The organism is Cryobacterium sp. PH29-G1, assembly GCF_030063365.1.
In the GTDB taxonomy this organism is placed as follows: domain Bacteria; phylum Actinomycetota; class Actinomycetes; order Actinomycetales; family Microbacteriaceae; genus Cryobacterium.
In genome coordinates, this window is sequence record NZ_JASISY010000020.1 from 1 (window position 1) to 19483 (window position 19483).

General features: G+C 67.3%; 20 protein-coding genes. 8 read left to right on the plus strand and 12 right to left on the minus strand.

Annotated elements, in window-relative coordinates; translation table 11 throughout:
* Positions 1 to 237: 237 nt before the first annotated feature.
* Complete coding sequence (locus QMK22_RS16850; RefSeq protein ID WP_283498811.1) at positions 238 to 1194, plus strand: SDR family oxidoreductase; 957 nt, start codon at positions 238 to 240, stop codon at positions 1192 to 1194.
* A 160-nt stretch (positions 1195 to 1354) separates the two neighbouring features.
* On the opposite strand, the gene QMK22_RS16855 is transcribed toward QMK22_RS16850, so the two are convergent.
* A complete protein-coding gene (locus QMK22_RS16855; protein ID WP_283498812.1) occupies positions 1355 to 2194 on the minus strand; it encodes an alpha/beta fold hydrolase in 840 nt (279 codons plus the stop codon).
* A 3-nt stretch (positions 2195 to 2197) separates the two neighbouring features.
* Positions 2198 to 2398: a hypothetical protein gene (locus tag QMK22_RS16860; protein ID WP_283498813.1), complete on the minus strand. Its 201-nt coding sequence runs from the start codon at positions 2396 to 2398 to the stop codon at positions 2198 to 2200.
* A 151-nt stretch (positions 2399 to 2549) separates the two neighbouring features.
* Between QMK22_RS16860 and QMK22_RS16865 the strand changes: the two genes are divergently transcribed.
* From QMK22_RS16865 to QMK22_RS16875, 3 genes are all read left to right on the plus strand, one after another.
* Positions 2550 to 3410 (plus strand): DUF4349 domain-containing protein, encoded by an 861-nt coding sequence (locus QMK22_RS16865; protein ID WP_283498814.1) that lies wholly within the window; start codon positions 2550 to 2552, stop codon positions 3408 to 3410.
* A 97-nt stretch (positions 3411 to 3507) separates the two neighbouring features.
* Entirely contained in the window at positions 3508 to 4689 is a 1182-nt protein-coding gene (locus QMK22_RS16870; protein WP_283498855.1) for an acyl-CoA dehydrogenase family protein, read from the plus strand.
* The gene (locus QMK22_RS16875; protein WP_283498815.1) at positions 4686 to 6032 is read left to right on the plus strand and encodes a threonine/serine exporter family protein; all 1347 of its coding nucleotides are present in this window, start codon (positions 4686 to 4688) and stop codon (positions 6030 to 6032) included. Before QMK22_RS16870 ends, QMK22_RS16875 begins: the two co-directional genes overlap by 4 nt.
* Positions 6033 to 6106: 74 nt before the next feature.
* Here the strand turns inward: QMK22_RS16875 and QMK22_RS16880 are convergent, their stop codons facing one another.
* A complete protein-coding gene (locus QMK22_RS16880) occupies positions 6107 to 6352 on the minus strand; it encodes a hypothetical protein (RefSeq protein ID WP_283498816.1) in 246 nt (81 codons plus the stop codon).
* A 194-nt stretch (positions 6353 to 6546) separates the two neighbouring features.
* Between QMK22_RS16880 and QMK22_RS16885 the strand changes: the two genes are divergently transcribed.
* From QMK22_RS16885 to QMK22_RS16900, 4 genes are all read left to right on the plus strand, one after another.
* Entirely contained in the window at positions 6547 to 6669 is a 123-nt protein-coding gene (locus QMK22_RS16885) for a hypothetical protein (protein ID WP_255408738.1), read from the plus strand.
* 137 nt (positions 6670 to 6806) lie between these two features.
* Positions 6807 to 7682 carry an alanyl-tRNA editing protein gene (locus tag QMK22_RS16890; RefSeq protein ID WP_283498817.1) on the plus strand — a complete coding sequence of 292 codons (876 nt, stop codon included), beginning with the start codon at positions 6807 to 6809 and terminating at the stop codon, positions 7680 to 7682.
* A gap of 150 nt (positions 7683 to 7832) precedes the next feature.
* Entirely contained in the window at positions 7833 to 9056 is a 1224-nt protein-coding gene (locus QMK22_RS16895; RefSeq protein WP_283498818.1) for an acyl-CoA dehydrogenase family protein, read from the plus strand.
* Between the two features lie 229 nt (positions 9057 to 9285).
* The gene (locus QMK22_RS16900) at positions 9286 to 10110 is read left to right on the plus strand and encodes a putative endonuclease domain-containing protein (protein ID WP_283498819.1); all 825 of its coding nucleotides are present in this window, start codon (positions 9286 to 9288) and stop codon (positions 10108 to 10110) included.
* A gap of 174 nt (positions 10111 to 10284) precedes the next feature.
* Here the strand turns inward: QMK22_RS16900 and QMK22_RS16905 are convergent, their stop codons facing one another.
* The 9 genes from QMK22_RS16905 to QMK22_RS16950 form a co-directional block, all read right to left on the minus strand.
* Positions 10285 to 11502 (minus strand): acetyl-CoA C-acetyltransferase, encoded by a 1218-nt coding sequence (locus QMK22_RS16905; protein WP_283498821.1) that lies wholly within the window; start codon positions 11500 to 11502, stop codon positions 10285 to 10287.
* Complete coding sequence (locus tag QMK22_RS16910) at positions 11499 to 12173, minus strand: 3-oxoacid CoA-transferase subunit B (protein WP_283498822.1); 675 nt, start codon at positions 12171 to 12173, stop codon at positions 11499 to 11501. The genes QMK22_RS16905 and QMK22_RS16910 overlap by 4 nt, the downstream gene beginning before the upstream one ends.
* Entirely contained in the window at positions 12173 to 12976 is an 804-nt protein-coding gene (locus tag QMK22_RS16915; RefSeq protein WP_283498823.1) for a CoA transferase subunit A, read from the minus strand. Before QMK22_RS16915 ends, QMK22_RS16910 begins: the two co-directional genes overlap by 1 nt.
* A 9-nt stretch (positions 12977 to 12985) precedes the next feature.
* Positions 12986 to 14281 carry a bifunctional 3-oxoadipate enol-lactonase/4-carboxymuconolactone decarboxylase PcaDC gene (gene pcaDC, locus QMK22_RS17485; RefSeq protein WP_349361317.1) on the minus strand — a complete coding sequence of 432 codons (1296 nt, stop codon included), beginning with the start codon at positions 14279 to 14281 and terminating at the stop codon, positions 12986 to 12988.
* Positions 14278 to 15771, minus strand: coding sequence for a lyase family protein (locus QMK22_RS16930; RefSeq protein WP_283498824.1), 1494 nt, complete (start codon positions 15769 to 15771; stop codon positions 14278 to 14280). Before QMK22_RS16930 ends, pcaDC begins: the two co-directional genes overlap by 4 nt.
* Positions 15758 to 16351, minus strand: a complete 594-nt coding sequence (pcaG, locus tag QMK22_RS16935; RefSeq protein ID WP_283498825.1) for a protocatechuate 3,4-dioxygenase subunit alpha — start codon at positions 16349 to 16351, stop codon at positions 15758 to 15760. The genes QMK22_RS16930 and pcaG overlap by 14 nt, the downstream gene beginning before the upstream one ends.
* On the minus strand, positions 16344 to 17147 hold the full coding sequence (gene pcaH, locus QMK22_RS16940; protein ID WP_283498826.1) for a protocatechuate 3,4-dioxygenase subunit beta: 804 nt from the start codon (positions 17145 to 17147) through the stop codon (positions 16344 to 16346). The genes pcaG and pcaH overlap by 8 nt, the downstream gene beginning before the upstream one ends.
* A 23-nt stretch (positions 17148 to 17170) precedes the next feature.
* Positions 17171 to 18352, minus strand: coding sequence for a 4-hydroxybenzoate 3-monooxygenase (locus tag QMK22_RS16945; protein ID WP_283498827.1), 1182 nt, complete (start codon positions 18350 to 18352; stop codon positions 17171 to 17173).
* Between the two features lie 148 nt (positions 18353 to 18500).
* The gene (locus QMK22_RS16950; RefSeq protein ID WP_283498828.1) at positions 18501 to 19313 is read right to left on the minus strand and encodes an IclR family transcriptional regulator; all 813 of its coding nucleotides are present in this window, start codon (positions 19311 to 19313) and stop codon (positions 18501 to 18503) included.
* Between the last annotated feature and the right edge of the window lie 170 nt (positions 19314 to 19483).

The window sequence follows — 19483 nt, forward strand, 5'->3', positions numbered from 1 at the left end:
CAAACGGCACCAGCTGATATTCATGCACGAACTCGCGTATCTCCGCCGCGGTGAATCCTGAACTAATAGACATTTCCCTGCCTCCGACTGATCGTGAACTGACTCACAACCAGCTTGACGCAGAGGGGCGACGTGGAACCGCAGCACGGGCAGCCGTGAATGTGCCCGGCAGCACGGCCGCGGCGTGACTTCCGGGGGGCGAGCGAGTTGGATGGAACATCACCCCTAGGGAGCTTTATGTCCACGACCTCGCCTCACCAGACCACTCCCGACATTCAGGTTCCTGACCTGCGCGGCAGGCTGGCCGTCGTCACCGGCGCCAATAGCGGCCTCGGATTCGGCCTCACCGGCCGCCTCGCGCGAGCCGGCGCCGAGGTCATTCTCGCCGTGCGCAACGAGGCGAAGGGCGCCGAGGCGGTGGCGCGCATTCGCGAGCAGCTTCCAGAGGCCGCCGTCAGCATCCGTCATCTCGATCTGGCCTCGCTCGCCAGCGTCGCCGGCTTGGGCGAGGAGTTGAATCGTGAGGGTCGCCCGATCGACATATTGCTCAACAACGCCGGCCTCATGATGCCGCCCGTGCGCGACGAAACCGAAGACGGGTTCGAGCTGCAATTCGGCACCAACCACCTCGGTCATTTCGCGCTCACCGCCCAGTTACTGCCGCTGCTGCAAGCAGCCGGTACCAGCCGGGTCGTCAGTCTCTCCAGCCTCGCCGCACGAGCCGGGAAGCTCGACTTCGCCGACCTGCAGGGACTGCGCTACCGCAGAACCCGCGCCTACGGGCTCTCCAAATTGGCCACGCTCATGTTTGCGCGCGAACTCAACCGGCGCAGCGTGACGGGCGGCTGGGGCGTGCGCAGCGTTGCCGCGCACCCGGGCGCGACCGTCACCAACCTGCAGATCACCGGCCCCACGCACAGGGGCGCATCGGCGCGGGTGTTTCTCGCCGCGAACGAAGCCTCCCACCGCATCGGCTGGATGTGGCAACAAATCGACCAGGGCATTCTGCCCGCACTCTACGCGGCGACGAGCCCCGCTGCGGCCGGGGGCGGCTACTACGGCCCGGGCGGTTTCGGAGAACTCACCGGCGCGCCCGCTCCCGCCAAGCTCCCGCCGCGTTCCCTCAATGAAGCGGATGCCCGCCGCCTCTGGTCGACCTCGGAGGAGCTCACCGGCGTGACCTTTCCGGCCTGACGCTTCCGGTCGGACGCTTCCGGCCTGACGCTTCCGCTCGGGCGCTTCCGCTCGGACGCTTCCGGCCTGGCGCTTCCTGGCCTGACGCTTCCGGCCTGGCGCTTCCTGGCCTGACGCTTCCGGCCTGACCTTTCCGGCCTGACGCTTCCAGCCGCGCGCCTCAGCTGTTGATGACCTTCACGAGCACCCGGGCCAACCGTTTGCGGATGATGTGGTCGTTGGCCTCGACGCGGTGCATCGTGACGTGGCGCATCCGCTCGATGATGGTCAGGCTGCCCTGAGCGATGAATGCGTCGAGGGCGCCGTAGATCACGTCGACCGGCACCGTGAGGCTCGCGATGTCGCTCACCACGGTCTGCGATTCGATGCAGTGTTCCATCGACTTGGTGAACGGCGTCCAGGTCTTCTCGGTCAGCTGAAAGATGCCCTTGGGCAGCAGGCGAGCCACGATCCCGGCATTGGAGAGCGTGAAATCCTTATTGGCGCGCAAAAAATCGTAGGCACGCAGGTAGGCGCTCACCCGAGCCCGCACGCGCGGATCACCGATATCGCTCGGCGTGACATACACCGGCGGCCCCACGAGCACCATGCGCGAAACGGTGCCACGACCGGTCAGTCGGCGCCACGTCGACGCGGTGCGACCGTGCCGTTCCATGGCCGCATAGCGGGTGCTGATCAGACTGCCCAGCGAGTGCCCCACCAGCACGAACGGCTCGCGCAATTTCAACGAGCGGATGGTTGCCGCCAGCGCCTCGACGTGGTCTTCCAGCCGGTACTCACAGCCTTCCGGCGCGGGCGACTGTCCGAAACCGAGGATGTCGACCGCGATCACCCGGTGATTGGGGGTGAGCAGAGGAATCACCTCGTAGTAGGTGATCGACGACGACGCGATGCCATGCACAAGGATGACGACGGGTCCGGTACCGGCATCCGTTGCCACGTGCAACAGCGGTGGGCGGCGCCGACGCGCTTTGCGCTTCAGCTCCGCCCACCAGGTCATACGCTAATTATCGTCGCGCAGAGCGGACTTAAAGTCATTCTTGGCTTCGGTAGCATCGCGCTCCGCCTCGGCGTGCTTCACTTTGGCGTCGGCCTTGGCCTCGTCAGACTTGTCTTCAATGCGCTCCTTGGCGTCATCCACCGCCCGGCCGATCTTCTTGCCGGTGGCATCAAGTGCATCCTTGGCATCGTCCATCAATCCCATGTTGTCCTCCTGATTATGTGGTGCAGCGATTCGTCGGCATGAACCGCCGATTCCACGACCATACTTCGGGGGGCAGACTTTGAGTCCCAATTGTGATCCGACTCTCAGACTGCCTCCAGTTGACGGCGTCAGCACCGCCATACAGTGAGGCATGCGACGAACTTGGGGTGTGATCGCGGTGCTCCTCACGGGGGTGCTGCTGGCTGGCTGCTCGACGAACAGTGGCAGCTCGGTGGCTCCCGACCAGTCGGGGGGCGTGTCCGGTCAGGTCATCCCCGCCGAGGGCGGGCAGGCCGACAGCAGCGCCGTCAGCGGTACCACCGGCGATGTGAAAACCGCGAACCGCGACGTGATCACCACCGGCTCCCTCTCGATCACGGCGACCGACCCGGTGGCGGCGAGCGAAACGGCCGTCACGATCACCGAACAGGCCGGCGGTCGAGTCGACAATCGCAGCGAAAACCCGGCCACCGACATTCAGCCGGCGAGCGCGAATCTCACCCTGCGCATTCCGTCGGACGAACTGGACCGCACCCTGGCCGAGATTAAGAAACTCGGCCGGCTCAACTTCGTCTCGCTCACGGCACAGGACGTGACCCAGCAGAGCCAGGACCTCGATGCTCGAGTCACCGCCCTGAGTACCTCGGTCGACCGGCTGCTCGCCCTGATGAAGTCGGCCACGACCACGGCCGACCTGATCAGCATTGAAAGCGCCCTGTCGAGCCGGCAGGGCGAGCTGGAAAGTCTGCGGTCCCAGCGCGACTACCTCGCCGACCAAATCGACTACTCCACCGTTCAGCTCGAGCTGGTCGCCGAGGGTACCGTCGCCGCGGGCGGCCCGAGCAACTTTTGGGACGGCATCGTGGCCGGCTGGACAGCCCTCGTTGCAGCGTTCGCCGGCCTGCTCGTGGGCCTCGGGGTGGCCCTGCCGTGGCTGGTCGTTCTGGCCATTTTTGCAGCAATTGTGCTGCTAATCGTGCGGTTGTTCGCGCGGCGGCGCAAGGCTGCATAGGCTTGTCTGTGTGACCGAGTTTTCCCCTGCCAGAGCCCTGCCCGATTCGACCCCGGCAGCGCCCGTTTCTGTACCCACGAGCAGTGAAAACGAGGCGGTGAGAACAGCGGAAGGCACCGACCGACTGCTGTCTGCCGAGCTGTTGGCCGGCATCCGCTCACGGGCCGCCGGGTATGACCAGGCCAACGCTTTCTTCACCGAAGATCTGAACGATCTCGTCGCTGCCGGCTACCTGCGCGCCCTGGTGCCGGTGCGTTTCGGCGGGCTCGGCCGCAGCCTGGCGCACACGGCTCGCGAGCAGACCCGGTTGGCCGCGCACGCCCCGGCCACCGCCCTTGCCGTGAACATGCACCTAATCTGGACCGGCGTCGCCGCGAGCCTGCACGCTCAGCACGATCACTCCCTCGATTTTCTGCTCGAGGAGGCCGGCCGCGGCGAAATCTTCGGCTTCGGCGTGAGCGAACCGAGCAACGATCTGGTCTTGTTCGGCTCGACCACGGATGCCGTCCCCCAGCCGGACGGCGGCTACCGGTTCACCGGCACCAAGGTCTTCACCTCGCTCTCGCCGGCCTGGACCCGGCTCGGCGTGCTCGGCCTGGACTCCTCCGACCCCGCCGCTCCCGCTATCGTCTGGGCCTTTCTCGACCGAGCGGATGCCGGCATCCGCGTGTCGGACGACTGGAACACCCTCGGCATGCGCGCGAGTCAGAGCCAGAGCACCGTGCTCGATGGCGCCCGGGCACGCCCGGACCGCGTGGTGCGGCGCCTGCCGGTCGGCCCGAACGGCGATCCGCTCGTGGCCGGCATCTTCGCCAACTTTGAGATTTTGCTCTCCGCCGTCTACACCGGTCTCGGCCAGCGCGCCCTGGAACTCGCTATCGCGGGCGCCCACCGGCGCACCTCGCTGAAAAACGATGGGCGTTCGCACGCGCAGGACCCGGTAGCCCGCTGGCGCGTGGGGGACCTGGTCATTGCGATGGACGGGATCTACCCGCAGATCGATGCCCTCGCGCGCACGGTCGATGAGCAGACCTGGCAGGTCGGACCGGCCTGGTTCGCCCAGTTATCCGGACTGAAGTATCGGGCCACAAAGAACGCCAAGTTCGTCGTGGACACGGCCGTGCAGGTTGTCGGCGGTTCCGCCTACACCGCCACCTCCGAACTCGCCCGGCTCTACCGGGATGTTCTCGCCGGCTTCTTCCACCCCTCCGACGAGGATTCCGCGCACGCGACCGCCGCAGCATCCGTTTTGGGGCCGCTCGATTTGCCCACCTCATGAGCTTTAGCAAGACCACCGCCATTTCGCTCGATCACACCGGATACACCCGCGCCGTACTCGACCTCACCATGCGCCTCGCCGAGGTTATCTTCACGGCCGGCGCCGGTGCCGAAGACGCGACCGCCGCCATGATCGCCCTCACGCGCGCGTACGGGCTCAAGGGCACCGACGCGAACATCACGCACACCATCATCACGCTCACGCAGGAAGACCCGTCAACGCACGAGTCGATCACTCGCAGCCGCAACGTGAAGTACCGCACCCTCGACTATTCCAAGCTCACCGCCACCTCGGAGCTGATCGCGGACATTATCGAGAAGCCGATCGATGTGGCCGATGCTCGCAAGATTCTCGCGACCATCGTCAGTTCCAAGCCGCAGGTGACCAAGCAGTGGCGTCGCATCGGCTGGAGCCTGGTCGGTGCCGGCGCCGCCGTGCTGATCGGCGCCGGGCCCACGGTGATCATCGCGGCGTTCATCGCCACCTGGATCATCGACTGGATCACCTCGGTGCTCGACCACCGGCAGGTTCCCCTGTTCTACCAGACGGTGGTGGGCGGCGCGGTCGGCCCGCTCGTCGCCGCAATTGTGCGGGTGATCGACCCCACGGCGAACCCCTCCCTCGTGGTTGTCGCCGCCATCATCATGCTCCTGGCCGGTGTGACCACCTTCGGCGCCGTGCATGACACGCTCTCCGGGTTCTACCTCACCGGCACCGCGCGACTGGTGGAGGCGCTGCTGATCACCGCGGGCCTGGTTACCGGGGTAACCGGCTCGGCGTTGTTCCTGGCCCGGTTCGGGCTGCTGCTCGAGATCAATTCGAGCCCGGCCGTGACGTTGGCCGGGCTGCCGGTGCTGCTCGGGGCATCCGTTGTCATCGTGGTCGGTTTCGCTCTCGCCGTGCAGGTACCGTGGCGGGCGCTGTGGGTCGTCTGCGTGCTGGGCGCTCTGGCCGAATTTCTGTTTGTCGCCGCCATGGCCGGCGGATTCGGTCTGGTCTGGGCCTCGGCGGCGAGTGCTCTCGGCGTCGGCCTGCTCGCCGCGGTCATGGCGCGCCTGGTGCGCACCCCCCCGCTCGTGATCATGGTGACCGCCCTGGTGCCACTCGTGCCCGGGCTCACCCTGTTTCGTGGACTGCTCAAGCTGTCTGAGGGTGACATCAACGGGCTGCTCTCGCTGCTCACCGCGGCCGGCATCGCCATGGCCCTCGCGGCCGGCGCACTGCTGTCGCAGTACGTCGTGCAGCTGGTCTGGGGCCCGGCCCGCCGGCTGCAACGCCGCTTCGTCGGACCGCTCATGGCGCTTCCGGTGCGGCTCGGTCGCGACGCCACCAAGCGCATCTAGCGTCTGGCGCGCATGTCGGTGCGGGCCGCAAAATCGAGGCCCGCACCGACATTCGCCCAGGATCAGCCGGGCGGTTAGTTGGGAATGTCGGCCTCGCCGGCGACCTCGGTGCTGTCTTCCTCGACGAACCGGTAGGGAACGGGCTCTTCGGTCTCGTGACCGCGCTTATAGGTGCGGGTGATGGTTTCGGTGTCCTCGACCGCTTCGAGCACGATGACGTCCTGAAGGGCGCCGTCGACGTATTCGAGCTCCACTTCAGTTCCGGCGGCAATCGGATTCGGTCCAAAAAGAACTGCCCGGTAGGTGGCGCTTTGGCTCATGACGGTAACCTTTCGACGGGGTGAGGGGGTTCTGTGCAGCGACAGCTTACGACACACCGGCGATCGTGCACAGGGCAAGGCCAGCCCGGTTGACCGGATGCACCGACACGGTCGAAGACGGAGATGACGTTTGCGGCAAACCCGCGTATTCTCGAGGTGACGGGGCCCCACGGCTCGGCGCGAAGGAGTACATAATGGCTGATAAATCACCGAAAAAGGATGCAACCAAGAAGGTTGCCGACAAGTCCCTCAAGGAAAAGAGGGCCGACAAGAAGGCGAAGTCTGAAGAGACCGCTTCTCGGGCCCGCAAGAGCTAGGTTCCGCATCTTCTCGGTGCCGACTTGTTCGGTACCACGCGCATGAGGTGCCGCCACGATTGTGGCGGCACCTTTGTGCTCGCCCCGTGCATCCGCCTGGTGCGCCAGATCGGCTCGACGCCTCGAAAGGACCAGCCATGACCCTGCCCACCGAAGACACCCGCGTGCTCTACCCGAGCGGCAGCGTCGACACGCAGGCGACAGTGCTGCACTCCGAGCCGCTCTCCGATGGACGCTCGGCCGTGCTGCTCGACGCGACCTGCGTGCATCCGGTCGATGCGGGCTGGCCGGATCAGGGGCCCGATATGGCGCTGCTGCATCACGGCGCCGCCTTCTGGCCGGTCGAGGATTGCATCGTGGGCGCCACCGACGGCTCGGCGCTGTATGTCGGCGAGGGCATTCCCGTGGCCAAGGGAACTCCCGGCTGGGCCTTTGTCGTCGTGCACGTTGTCGACGCCGACGGCCTCTCCGCCGGCGACACAGTCACCGTCGAGGTCGATGAGGGACTGCGCGACGCCACGAGCGCCGGGCACACCAGCTGTCACCTGGCTTCCCTCGCCCTCAACGCTGCGCTCGCCGACCGGTGGAAAAAGGACGTTCGGCTCGACGCCCTCGACCATCCCGATTTCGACGGTCTCGCCATCGAGGAGTCGCTGATCGGCCCGAACGCCTCCGTCGACACCTACCGGCTCGGCAAGTCGCTGCGCAAGAAGGGCTTCTCGGTCGAGGGCCTGGCCGACGGATCGGCGCTCGCGGCAATCGAGGCGACCGTCAACGCGACCCTGGCCGGGTGGACCACAACGGATGCCGCCGTGCGCATCGACCGCGACGGCGACCGGCTCACGGATCGCCGGTACTGGGTCTGCGAGCTGCCCGGCGCCACGGTGCGCATCCCCTGTGGCGGCACCCACGTGGAGTCGCTCGGCACCCTGGGCGTCGTGACCGTCGGCCTCACCCTGCACGACCTGGACGGCACTTTGATCCTCACCATGAACACCTCAGCCACCCGCTGACCCCGCGCTCCACCGCTCCGGTCACCTGGGGCAATTTGGGGGACCATCGCGGCGAGTTAATGCGCATCCTGCACGGTCCGGCAGCGAGAGTTTGCGCAATTCCTCTCATGGGGGCACACTTCAGGTGTACCCGGTCAGAGAGGACCCGCCATGAGCGTTGTTGTTGATAGCCCGAAGTTTGAAAGCACCGATAAGGATGCCGCCGGCTCCGAATTCTTCACCGGGCCAACCGCTGATTTCTTCTCCTACTCAGACCTCCTCACCCCCGAAGAACAGCAGCTCGTAGCCCACGCCCGCGAGGTGTTTGAACGCGACGTGCGCCCCGTCGTGGCCGAGCACTGGAAGAACGCGACGTTTCCGTTCGAGGTGATCCCCGCCCTCACCGCCCTCAACTTGGTTGATCTCTGCGCCCGCGGCGACAATTTTCTGCTGCACGGGTTCATGACCCTCGAGCTGTCCCGGGTGGATGCATCCATCTCCACCTTCGTTGGCGTGCACAGCGGCCTGTTCGCGGCGGCCATCGCCAAGCTCGGCACCGACGATCAGCGTGAACGCTACCTGGCCGACGCCATTTCCCTGCGTAAAATCGGCGCGTTCGCCCTCACCGAGCCCGAGCACGGCTCCGATGTTTCACGCAATATGGAGACGACGGCCACCCGCGACGGCTCGTCCTGGACCTTGAACGGCGTCAAACGGTGGATCGGCAGCGGCACCTTCGCGGCCAACGTGCTGGTCTGGGCGCGTGACACCGACGATGACCAGATCAAGGGCTTTATCGTGAACGCGAACCTGCCTGGTTACACGGCGGAGGCGATCGAGAACAAGATCGCCCTGCGCATCGTGCAGAACGCCACGATCACCCTCGACAATGTCGTGGTCGCCGAACGCGATCGGTTGCCCGGCGCCACGAGCTTTCGCGACACCAACCGACTGCTCACCAATTCCCGAGTCTGGGTGGGCTGGCAGACCGTGGGCCTGCAGTTCGCCGCCTACGACCATGCCCTGCGCTACGCGCTCGAACGCCAACAGTTCGGCAAGCCCATCGCGTCGTTCCAACTGGTGCAGGAGAAGCTCGTGCGCATCCTGGAGAACGCCACGACCTCGCTCGGCACGATGGTGCGCATCGCCCAGTTGCAGCAGGCCGGAACCCTGCGGCCCGAGCACGCCGCCATGGCCAAGGCCTCCTCCAGCGCTCGCATGCGCGAATCCGTGGCGCTGGGCCGCGCGGTGCTCGGCGGCAACGGTATCTCCACCGACTTCGGCATGGCCCGCGTCTTCGCCGACGCCGAAGCCCTGTACACCTACGAGGGCAGCTACGAGATCAATACCCTCGTCGTGGGCCGTGCCATCACGGGAATCTCCGCCTTCCAGTAACGCTCCCTCCGCACAATGGATGCCCGGCTCGCCACACCAGGCTCCCCCGCCATCCGCTCGCCGAGCCGTGAGTTTTCACCTCGGTCGATCGCCGAGCCGTGAGTCTCACGCCACTTTTTGGATTTTTCGCGCCAAAACTCACGGGTCGGTGACTGAAACTCACGAGTCGGCGATGAGTCGCCTGTGCATAACAAATATGCTCGATCACGATCGGCGTCATGATCACGGCATGCCCACCACACCCGAACGCGGAGCCCTGTCATTTCGACGTCTCCGCGCCGACCGTGACCATCCCGCATCCATTGTCGAATTAGCTCGGGCCTATTCCAAACGGATGCCGGCCACCCACCTGTTCAGTCACACAACGGCGGCCCTGATTCACGGGATCTGGTTACCCGGTCGGCTGGAAGCGGATCGCCGCCTGCATGTCTCGGTGCCGGCCGGCACGCGGGCGCCGCAGATGGCCGGCATCGTCGGGCATGAGGGGGCCGGGCGCGCGTTCCAGCGGGTGCATGGGTTTCCGGTGACCATTCTGCTCCAGACCTGGATCGACCTCGGCCCGCTGCTCACCCGGGTTGAGCTCGTCGCCGCCGCGGATTTTCTGTGCAGCGGCCGCCACCCGTGGCACACGCCGGCCGAGCTGCGCGCGGTCACGGCCGGCCTGATGGGACGACGCGGATGCCGCGCCCTGCGTGCGGCGGCGGCTCTCGCTCGAGCCGCGGTCGACTCACCGCAGGAGACGAAGACGCGCCTGTTTCTGGTGGATGCGGGCATTCCGGAACCGGTGGTCAACTTTGAGATCCTCGATTCGGGCGGCGCCTTCGTGGCCCGAGTCGATCTGGCGTGGCTACGTTTCAAGGTCTGCCTCGAATACGAGGGAGACGGGCATCGCACCGACGCGCGGCAGTTCCGCGTGGATATCACCCGCCGCGAGCGGGTCGAAGATGAGGGCTGGCGCATGGTGCGCATCACCGATGACGACCTGAAAAATGGTGGCGACGAACTGCTGCGCCGGGTGCGCACCGCCCTGGCCGCGCGCGGTGCGCGTTGGTAGTGCGGTCGGCCATCCGCTCAGAAGAGCCTCGCCGACCGCCGAGCCGTGAGTTTTCACCCCGCTGGATCGCCGACCCGTGAGTCTCACGCCACTTTTGGCATTTTTTGAGCCAAAACTCACGGGTCGGCGAACGAAACTCACGGGTCGGCGAGTGGTGGGGCGGGGCGGATGCCGCTAGGCGCGCTCGAAGACCGCGGCGAGGCCCTGGCCGCCGCCGATACACATCGTTTCGAGCAGGTAGCGACCCTCGGTGCGCTGCAGATGCCGCGCGGCGGTGGCGAGAATGCGAGCTCCGGTGGCGCCGACCGGGTGGCCGAGGCTGATGCCCGAGCCGTTGACGTTGGTGCGGGCCCAATCCTCCGGAGAGAAGTTCCACTCCCGGCTGACGGCGAGCACCTGCGCGGCGAACGCTTCGTTGAGCTCGATCAAGTCCATGTCCGCCATACTCAGCCCGGCACGCTCCAGCGCGAGCTTCGTGGCCGGGACCGGGCCGAGGCCCATCCGCGAGGGGTCCACGCCGGCCCGCGCCCAGGCGGCGAGGCGCACGAGCGGCACGAGGCCGAGCTCGGCGGCGCGTTCCGGGGTGGTCACGATGCAGGCGGCAGCGGCATCATTCTGCCCGCTGGCATTTCCGGCGGTGACGGTGGCGGCGGCATCCGTTTTGCCCATGATCGGCTTGAGTCCGGCGAGGGCGTCGAGGGTGGTCTCGCGCGGGGTCTCATCGACGGAGACCACGACCTCCCCCTTGCGCCCGGGTACGGACACCGGCACGATCTCATCGAGAAAACGGCCGTCGGCGACGGCGGCGAGGGCCCGGCGCTGCGATTCCACGGCCAGGGCGTCTTGCTCCTCCCGGTCGATCGAATAATCGCGGCGCAGGTTCTCGGCGGTTTCGAGCATACCGCCGGGCACCGGATAGTTGCGGCCACCGGCGGTTTCGCGGCCACGGCCGAGGGCGTCGCGCAGCAGCACGCCAGCGGTTCCGGCCAGGCCCCAGCGGGAGTCGACCGTGTAGAGCGGAGCCTGGCTCATGACATCGACGCCGCCGGCGATGAGCAGATCGCTGACCCCGGTCTGCACCTGCATCGCGGCATCCAGAATGGCCTGCAGGCCGCTGCCGCAGCGGCGGTCGACCTGAACGCCGCCGACGGTGACGGGTAGTCCGGCGTTGAGGGCGGCGACGCGGGCCACCGGTGCGGCTTCGGCCGAAGGGTAGGCCTGACCGAAGATGACGTCGTCGACGAGAGCGCCGTCGAGGCCGGTGCGGTCCATCAGCGCTCGGATCACCACCGCGGCGAGATCGGCCGGGGCGACGGTTTTGAACGCGCCGCCGAACCGGCCGATCGGGGTGCGCAGCGGTTCGCAGATGACGACCTGTCGCAGCTCGCTCATGCGGCGGCGCCGATCATCGTGGTGATCGTGGTCGGCGGGGTCGGCACCAGCAGGGTCGGTTCGGTGGCGGCCTGCACATCGTCGACGGTGACGCCCGGCGCGACCTCGCGCAGGACGAGACCTTGCGGGGTGACGTCGATCACGGCGAGGTCGGTGATGATGCGGGTGACGACAGTCTTGCCCGTCAGCGGCAGGTCGCAGACCTGTTTGATCTTGAACTCACCACTCTTGGTGACGTGTTCCATCACGACGATGACGGTGTCGGCACCGTGCACGAGGTCCATCGCACCGCCCATGCCCTTGATCATCTTGCCCGGAACGGCCCAGTTGGCGATGTCACCCACGACCGACACCTGCATGGCGCCGAGCACGGCCACGTCGATCAGGCCGCCGCGAATCATGCCGAAGCTCTGCGCCGAGTCGAAGTAGGCCGCTCCCGGGTTGACCGTGACGGTCTCCTTACCGGCGTTGATCAGCTTGGGGTCGGCCTCACCCTCCCAGGGGTAGGGCCCGACACCGAGCACACCGTTTTCGGAGTGCAACACCACGTGCACCCCGTCGGGCAGAAAGTTCGGGATCAGGGTCGGCAGACCTATTCCCAAATTGACATAGGAATCGGGGGCGAGTTCCTGGGCGGCACGGGCCGCCATCTCGTTACGGGTGAGGGCCATTAGTTCGCTCCGTTTTCACTAGCGGATGCCGCCGGCCGCGGCCGCGTCGTCGTCTTCTCAATCGGCAGGTCGGCGGCATCCGCTGCCCCGAGCTGCACGATGCGGTTCACGTAGATGCCCGCGAGGTGCACCTCGTCGGGATCGATTTGCCCGGGCTCGACCAGTTCGTCGACCTCGGCGATGGTGATGCGGCCGGCCATCCCGGCCACCGGGTTGAAGTTGCGGGCCGATTTCTCGAACACGAGGTTGCCGTGGCGGTCGCCCTTGGCGGCGCGCACCAGGGCGTAATCGGTGACGATGGCCTCCTCGAGCACGTATTCCTTCTCGCTGCCGAGCGAGGAGAACAGCCGGGTCTCCTTCGGCGGGCTCGACACCGTCACCGCGCCGTCCGGTCCGTAGCGCCAGGGCAGACCGCCGTCGGCGACCATGGTGCCCACGCCGCTCGCGGTGTAGAACGCCGGAATTCCGGTGCCGCCGGCGCGCAGCCGCTCGGCCAGGGTGCCCTGCGGGGTGAGCTCAACCTCGAGTTCGCCGCCGAGATAGCGCCGCGCGAAGTCCTTGTTCTCGCCAATGTACGAGGCGATCACCCGGCTGATCCGGCCCTCGCGCAGCAGCTCCCCCAGCCCCCACCCGTCGACACCGCAGTTGTTCGAGGCCACGTGCAGGTCGGTGCTGCCGAGGGCCAGCAGCGCGCGAATGAGCACGATCGGCACGCCGACCAGGCCGAAACCGCCCACGGCGAGGGAGGCTCCATCGGGAATGTCGGCGACGGCGGCCGCGGCGGAGGGGTAGGTCTTGTCCATGGGGGTCCTTTAGCTGGGCCGAATCGTGGTGTCGGGAGTGGTCTCTGCAGTGGTCTCGGCGGCGGCCTCGTCGAGCCCGGCGAAGGTCGCCCGGGCCACGGCGAAGGCGGTGTTGGCGGCCGGCACACCCGCGTAGATCGCGGTGTGCAGAATCGCCTCGCTGATCTCGGCGCGGGTCAGTCCGTTGGTCAGGGCCGCCCGCACGTGCATGGCCAGTTCACCCTCGTGCCCGCCGGTGACGAGCGCCGCGATGGTGAGAAAGCTGCGGGTGCGACGGTCCAGGCCCGGCCGGGTCCAGATCTCGCCCCAGGCGTAGCGGGTGATGAAGTCCTGGAACACGGCGGTTTCGGGGGTGATCGCGGCGGTGGCGGCATCCACGTGGGCGTCGCCGAGAACCGCGCGGCGCACCAGCATGCCGTCGGCATAAGCGGATGCCGCGGTGCGGCCCGCCGGCAGCGGCGCGGCCGCATCGACCGGCCGCGGGGCGACGTGCGCCGTCGAGGACGCCGAGGCGATACGTGTCGCCGCTCCCGCGAGCCACTCCCCGAGCAGGGCGCCCACCTCGGCCGGCTGCTCGAGCGAGGGCTGGTGCGCCGCTCCGCCCACCACAACGGCCCGGGCGCCGGGAATGATCGCGGCCAGTTGCTGCAGCTGCGCGGTCGGCGTCACGGTGTCGAACTCGCCCGAGATGCACAGCACGGGCGTGCGGATGCCACTGACGGCATCCGTCTGGTCGAAGACGGCGAGCGCCTCGCAGGCGAGAGCATAGGATTCGTCGTCGATGTCGAGCAGCTGGTCGAGCGCGTGCGAACCGGCCTGCGGGTCGCGGCCGAGAAAGTCGGGGGCGAACCAGCGGGCGGCACTGCCGGCCACGAGCGAGGGCGTACCACTCGCCCGCACCGCGGCGGCCCGGTCGGTCCAGGCGGCAGCGGTGCCGATTTTTGCGCCGGAGCAGAGCACGGCCAGGCTCGCCAGCCGCCCGGGGTGGGTCACGGCCAGGGCCAGGCCGATGGCACCGCCGAACGAGGTTCCGGCGTAGTCAAAGGTGTCGACACCGATCGAGTCCACCAGCGCTACGACGGCGTCGGCGAGCTGTTCGATCGTAAAAGGCTCCGTGGCGCGCGGGCTGAAACCGTGCCCGGGCAGGTTGAAGCGCAGCACCCGGTGGGTCGCGGCGAGCGCGGGCACCACACCGGCCCAGACATCGATGGTGGTGCCGAGCGACGGGCCGAGCACCACGAGCGGTGCGTTGGCGTCGCCGGTTCGGGCTGGCTCGATCGTGCAGAGGATGACCGGCTGACTCATGAAATCCTCACGTCGTTGTTGCACAGGGTGTCTGCTTCGACGATAGCGTCTGGCGCGGACAAATCTCGCGTCGCGGCCTCCGCTCGCCGTCGAAAGCTGCGCACCACCCGGTTAATGCCGGCGGCGGTCTGGCCCGGTTCGCCCTCATAATTGAAGGCCGCCCAGATCTGCGCGCGCAGGGCATCCGAACAGCCCTCGGCGATCAGCACGCTCGCGAGCACGACCTGCAGCGGCCGATTGGTCGCGAACGCCTCCTGCGAGGCGCGTTCCACCAGCGCGAATGCGGTGGTCTTGCCCACGCTCTCGGCCAGAATCGTGGTGACGCGCTCGCTGAACACGAGTCCGTCGGTGAGGTCGAGGTTGGCGCGCATCCGATCCGGGTCCACGTCGAGGCGCGCCGCGAGCGAGGCCGCTCCGGTGACGGCCGAGATGGTGAGTCGTTCGAGCACCCGCAGCGACTGCCATTCGGCGTGCCAGGCTCCGCTCGGCCGCTGGTCTTCGGCCAGCATGCTGCCGTACAGAGTGGATGCCAGACCCGGCGTTTGCAGCGCTGCCGCTGTGATCAGCACGGCCGAGACGGGGTTGCGCTTGTGCGGCATGGCGCTGGATCCGCCCTGGCCAGGAGCGAGGCGCTCGCTGACCTCGGCGATTTCGGTGCGGGAGAGCACCGACACGTCGAGGGCGAAGGTGCCGGCCACACCGGTCGCGGCGGCGAGCAGCGAGGCGAGCTCGGAGATGACGACCCGGTTGGTGTGCCAGCTGAGGCGCGGCACCACCAGGCCGACCCGGTGCGCGAAGCGGTCGACGACCACGTCAAGAACGTCGGCGGTGACCGCCGCACCGCGCCGGGCCCGAACGATGTCGGTGAGCACTCCAAGGTTACCGACCGCGCCGCCGAGTTGCACGGGCAGGGTGTCGCGCACGCTCTCGAGCCGGGTGACGATCAGCAGCACGGCGTCGAGCCAACCGGCAGCCACAAAACCGAAGCTGGTCGGCGAGGCCTGCTGACCGAGGGTGCGGCCACTCATCACGGTTCCGCGGTGTTGCTCGGCGAGGTCGGCGAGGGTTCCGCCGAGGGAATCGAGCTGGTGAATGAGTTCGCAGGTCACCCGTCGGGCCACGATCATGGCGGCGGTGTCGAGAATGTCCTGGCTGGTGGCGCCGACGTGAATGTGGTCGGAGGCGCCGGCGCGCACCTTCTCGGCTGCCCGACCGAGGTGTTTCACGAACGGAATCACCGGATTGCCGCCGCCCCGCGCCTCAAGGGCGATCGCGCGGAGGTCGAACGCAGTCGCGTCGGCGAGCGCGTCGCAAACGGTGAGCATCCACTCGGGGGCCAGTTCGGCATCGACGAGCGCTCGGGTGAGGGCGAGCTCGGCGTCGACCATGGCCTGCAGCCAGGCCTGGTCGCTGGTCAGCTCGGATTCCCGCGTACCGTGACTGAGCGGATTGAGCAGCCCGGCATCAAAAGTGTGCTCAGCGTGCGGCATCAAAATCCAAAAAGACGGTCTCATTCTCACCCTGCAGGGCGATGTCGAAGCGGTACGACTCGGCGCCCCCGACGACGCCCTCGGAGATTGCGATGAGCGTGTGCCGGCGGTCGGGGGCAACCTGGCTGAGCACCGCATCGGTGGCGTGCAGCGCGGAATCGTCGGCGAAGTAGGCGCGGGTGAAGAGGTGGTGGGTCACCCCGCGGGCAAACACCGTGACCAGAATGTACGGCGCGGCACTGCCGGCGGCTCCGGGCTTGAGCGTCGTGAACGTGTACTGCCCGGCGATCGTGGTGGCGCAGCGGCCGAACCCGGTGAAGGTGAAGCCGTCGCGGTCGAGGCTGCCGAGTTCCCGGCTGAGCGCGCCGCTTTCATCGGCCTGCCAGATCTCGAGCAGGGCATCCAGAATGGGCTCACCGGCGCCGTCGGTGACGGTGCCGTGAAAGCGGATGGCGCGAGGGTGGTACCCGGGAACCAGTTCCGGTCCGCCCCCATACGGCAGGGCATAGCCGTAGAACGGGCCGATGGTCTGCGAGGGGGTTTGCCGGGCTGGTGCCGGCACGGTTTCGGGCTTACTCATCGGCGTCTTCGCTTTCCATCCAGGTTGATTTCGGTCCGGTGAGCACGATGTCCCAGTTGTACCCCAGCGAGAACTCCGGCACGCTCAGGCTGTGGTCGTACTGCCCGACCAGGCGGGCGCGGGCGTCAGCATCGGCGATCGACTGGTAGATCGGGTCGAGCGCGAACAGCGGGTCGCCGGGAAAGTACATCTGCGTGATCAGGCGCTGGGTGAACGCGTTGCCGAACAGCGAAAAGTGGATGTGCGCGGGGCGCCACGCATTCACATGGTTCTTCCACGGGTAGGGTCCCGGCTTGATCGTGGTGAACGAATATTCGCCGTTGTCACCGGTGATCGCGCGGCCAACTCCGGTGAAGTTAGGGTCGAGCGGGGCCGGGTGCTGGTCGCGTTTGTGTACGTAACGACCGCCAGCGTTGGCCTGCCACAGTTCGATCAGCTGGTGGCGCACCGGGCGACCCTCGCCGTCGAGTACGCGGCCGCTCACCGTCATGCGCTCACCGATCGGTTCGCCGGCGTGCTGAATGGTGAGGTCGCTCTCGAGCAGGTTCACGTCGGTGTGGCCGAAGGCGGGCGAGAACCGTTCGACCTCCTCCGGGTCGACGCGCACGAGCTCGTGGGTGGGGTGGCGCAGCACGGAGCTGCGGTACGGGGCGTAATCGCGCCGGGGCTGGAGTTCGGGCGAGGCGCCGGCGGCGACGCGGGCGGCGGCATCCGCTTCGATCGCTTCGATCTCGGCGGTGATCTCATTCTGGCTCGCGGGGCCCGTTCCGGGGCGAGGTCGGGGTGTCTGACTCATGATTTCTCGTATCTGTCGTAGGGCTAGAGCAGGAGGCCGGTGTACTGCTCAGCGAGCATGCGCGCAGCGAACGGCGAGTGGGTGACGTAGTCGAGCTGGCCGATCTGGCTGCGGTAGTCGAAGGCGCCGGACTGCAGGTCGCCGGGGCTGGTGTGTAGCATTTCGGTCATATAGCGGGAGAACTGCTGCACCCGCCATTGCCGGGCCAGGGCGGTGTCGCTGTAGCCGGCGAGCAGGGATTCGTCGTTCGCGTAGAATTCGGTGAGCGCCGCGGCGAGCTCGGTGACGTCGGAGATGGCCGAGTTGAGGCCCTTCGCGCCGGTCGGTGGCACGATGTGGCCGGCGTCGCCGACCAGAAACAGGTTGCCGTAGGCGAGGCGGGAGGCCACGAAGCTGCGCATCGGGGTGATCGATTTGTCGGTGATCGGGCCTTCGTTCAGCGTCCACCCGGGGGTGGCCAGTCGGGTCTGCAGCGCTTCCCAGATGCGCGAGTCCGACCAGTTCGCGATATCGTCGGCCGGGTCGACCTGCAGGTACAGGCGGGAGACGACGGGCGAACGCATCGAGAGCATCGCGAAACCGTCCTGGTGCAGGGCGTAGACGAGTTCGTCGGAGGACGGCGCGACATCGGCGAGAATACCGAGCCAGGCGTAGGGGTAGCTGCGGTCGAACAGGGTGATCTCTGTGGCGGGAATCGACGCGCGGCAGATGCCGTGAAAACCATCGGCGCCCACGACGAAGTCGGCGTCGATCGTGTGCTGCTCGCCGTCGTGCACGAAGGTCACGCTCGGGTGCTTGCTGGTGAGTCCGTCGACGGCCACGTCGGCGGCTTCGTAGTAGATCGTCGACCCGGCCTGTTCGTGCGCGGTGACGAGGTCTTTCACGACCTGCTGCTGGCCGTACACGGTCACCGTGCGGCCGATCAGCTCGTTGAAGTTCACGTTGTGGCGCTGGCCGGCATACTGCAGAAAGATTCCGTCGTGCTGCAGCCCCTCGGATGCGAGGCGGTCACCCAGCCCGAGGCGGGTGAGGGTTTCAACCGAGCCCTGTTCCAGAACGCCGGCCCGGATGCGGCCGAGCACGTACTCCTGCGAACGGTTTTCGACGACGATTGAGTCGATGCCGACGTCGCGCAGGGCCCAGCTGAGGAGAAGGCCGGCGGGACCGGCGCCGATGATGGCGACGCGGGTATTTTCGTGGGGCACAGGTTCTCCTAGCGACGATGACAGGGGGTGTTGACATCAGTGTGCTGTGCTCGCCGCGGGTTCGGTGCGCTTCTTCCACTCAGTGGAATTGTTGACAATATCTCGGGCAGGGGGCTGCTGCCGGGTGCTGCTGCCCGGGTGCTGCGGGCTATTGCTGGGCCCGCCGATAGCCGAGGGCCCGGCTCACGCCCTGGGCCGCCAGCCGCACGGCCTGCTCCTGCTCGGGGTCGACGATATCGGTGGTGCGGGTCACGATCGACACGGCAGCCACGACCTGGCCGGTGCGGTCCCGAATGGGCGCGGCGATCGAGCTCGAGCCGGCGGTCATCTCCTCCGACATGCGGGCCAGACCGAGCAGGCGAATCTCGGCGAGGCGTTTGCGCACGGCGTCGGGCTCGGTGACCGTACGCGGCAGAAAGCGTTGCAGGCCGGTGGCCAGATACTGCTGCACGACGTCCGAGGGCGCGTAGGCCAGCAACACGAGGCCCACCCCGGTGGAGTGCAGCGGCAGGCGCGCACCGACCCGGGAGATCAAGCGCACGGCGTGGTGCCCGGAGAGTTTCTCCAGGTAGAGCGCGTCGCGCCCGTCAAGAATGGCGAGGTGCACGTGCTCGCGCGTGGTCTCATAGAGGTCTTCGAGATAGGGCAGCGCAATCGTGCGCAGATTGCGGGCGGTCGGCGTCTGCACGCCCAGCTCCCAGAGCTTCATACCGAGGGAGTACTGACCGTTGTCGTGTTTGGTCAGGCCGCCCCAGCCCACCCACTCCGCGACCAACCGGTGCGTGGTCGAGAGGGGAAGACCCGCGCGTTGGGCGATCGCCGTGAGGGTGAGAGTGAGCGAGGTCGCGCCGGCGGGGGCGGCGAAGGCGTCGAGAATGGCGAAGAGACGGGCCGCGACGGAACGATCGTCGACGGCCGGTGCCGGGCCGTCCGTACGTTTCGGTTCTGGTTTTCCGCTCATTACTCGCCACGCTAGCGCGTCCGAACCAGAACTTCCACTGAATGGAAGCGGATGATCAGGCGGGGCAATCCAGGGCTATTCTCCATTCAGGAGCGATTAGTCTTTTCAACAATTGAGGTTGTCAATGATATTCCGGACTCCTGCGCACCACAGCCGCACGACCCGCAGCA

Bases quoted from the DNA above. Each gene is read 5' to 3' on its own strand.
- QMK22_RS16930 (WP_283498824.1), bottom strand. From the start codon at position 15,771: ATGCCGCACGCTGAGCACACTTTTGATGCCGGGCTGCTCAATCCGCTC.
- pcaDC (WP_349361317.1), bottom strand. From the start codon at position 14,281: ATGAGTCAGCCGGTCATCCTCTGCACGATCGAGCCAGCCCGAACCGGC.
- pcaG (WP_283498825.1), bottom strand. From the start codon at position 16,351: ATGAGTAAGCCCGAAACCGTGCCGGCACCAGCCCGGCAAACCCCCTCG.
- QMK22_RS16950 (WP_283498828.1), bottom strand. From the start codon at position 19,313: ATGAGCGGAAAACCAGAACCGAAACGTACGGACGGCCCGGCACCGGCC.
- QMK22_RS16885 (WP_255408738.1), top strand. From the start codon at position 6,547: ATGGCTGATAAATCACCGAAAAAGGATGCAACCAAGAAGGTTGCCGAC.
- pcaH (WP_283498826.1), bottom strand. From the start codon at position 17,147: ATGAGTCAGACACCCCGACCTCGCCCCGGAACGGGCCCCGCGAGCCAG.
- QMK22_RS16850 (WP_283498811.1), top strand. From the start codon at position 238: ATGTCCACGACCTCGCCTCACCAGACCACTCCCGACATTCAGGTTCCT.
- QMK22_RS16880 (WP_283498816.1), bottom strand. From the start codon at position 6,352: ATGAGCCAAAGCGCCACCTACCGGGCAGTTCTTTTTGGACCGAATCCG.
- QMK22_RS16915 (WP_283498823.1), bottom strand. From the start codon at position 12,976: ATGGACAAGACCTACCCCTCCGCCGCGGCCGCCGTCGCCGACATTCCC.
- QMK22_RS16900 (WP_283498819.1), top strand. From the start codon at position 9,286: ATGCCCACCACACCCGAACGCGGAGCCCTGTCATTTCGACGTCTCCGC.
- QMK22_RS16905 (WP_283498821.1), bottom strand. From the start codon at position 11,502: ATGAGCGAGCTGCGACAGGTCGTCATCTGCGAACCGCTGCGCACCCCG.
- QMK22_RS16855 (WP_283498812.1), bottom strand. From the start codon at position 2,194: ATGACCTGGTGGGCGGAGCTGAAGCGCAAAGCGCGTCGGCGCCGCCCA.
- QMK22_RS16890 (WP_283498817.1), top strand. From the start codon at position 6,807: ATGACCCTGCCCACCGAAGACACCCGCGTGCTCTACCCGAGCGGCAGC.
- QMK22_RS16865 (WP_283498814.1), top strand. From the start codon at position 2,550: ATGCGACGAACTTGGGGTGTGATCGCGGTGCTCCTCACGGGGGTGCTG.
- QMK22_RS16895 (WP_283498818.1), top strand. From the start codon at position 7,833: ATGAGCGTTGTTGTTGATAGCCCGAAGTTTGAAAGCACCGATAAGGAT.
- QMK22_RS16875 (WP_283498815.1), top strand. From the start codon at position 4,686: ATGAGCTTTAGCAAGACCACCGCCATTTCGCTCGATCACACCGGATAC.
- QMK22_RS16910 (WP_283498822.1), bottom strand. From the start codon at position 12,173: ATGGCCCTCACCCGTAACGAGATGGCGGCCCGTGCCGCCCAGGAACTC.
- QMK22_RS16860 (WP_283498813.1), bottom strand. From the start codon at position 2,398: ATGGGATTGATGGACGATGCCAAGGATGCACTTGATGCCACCGGCAAG.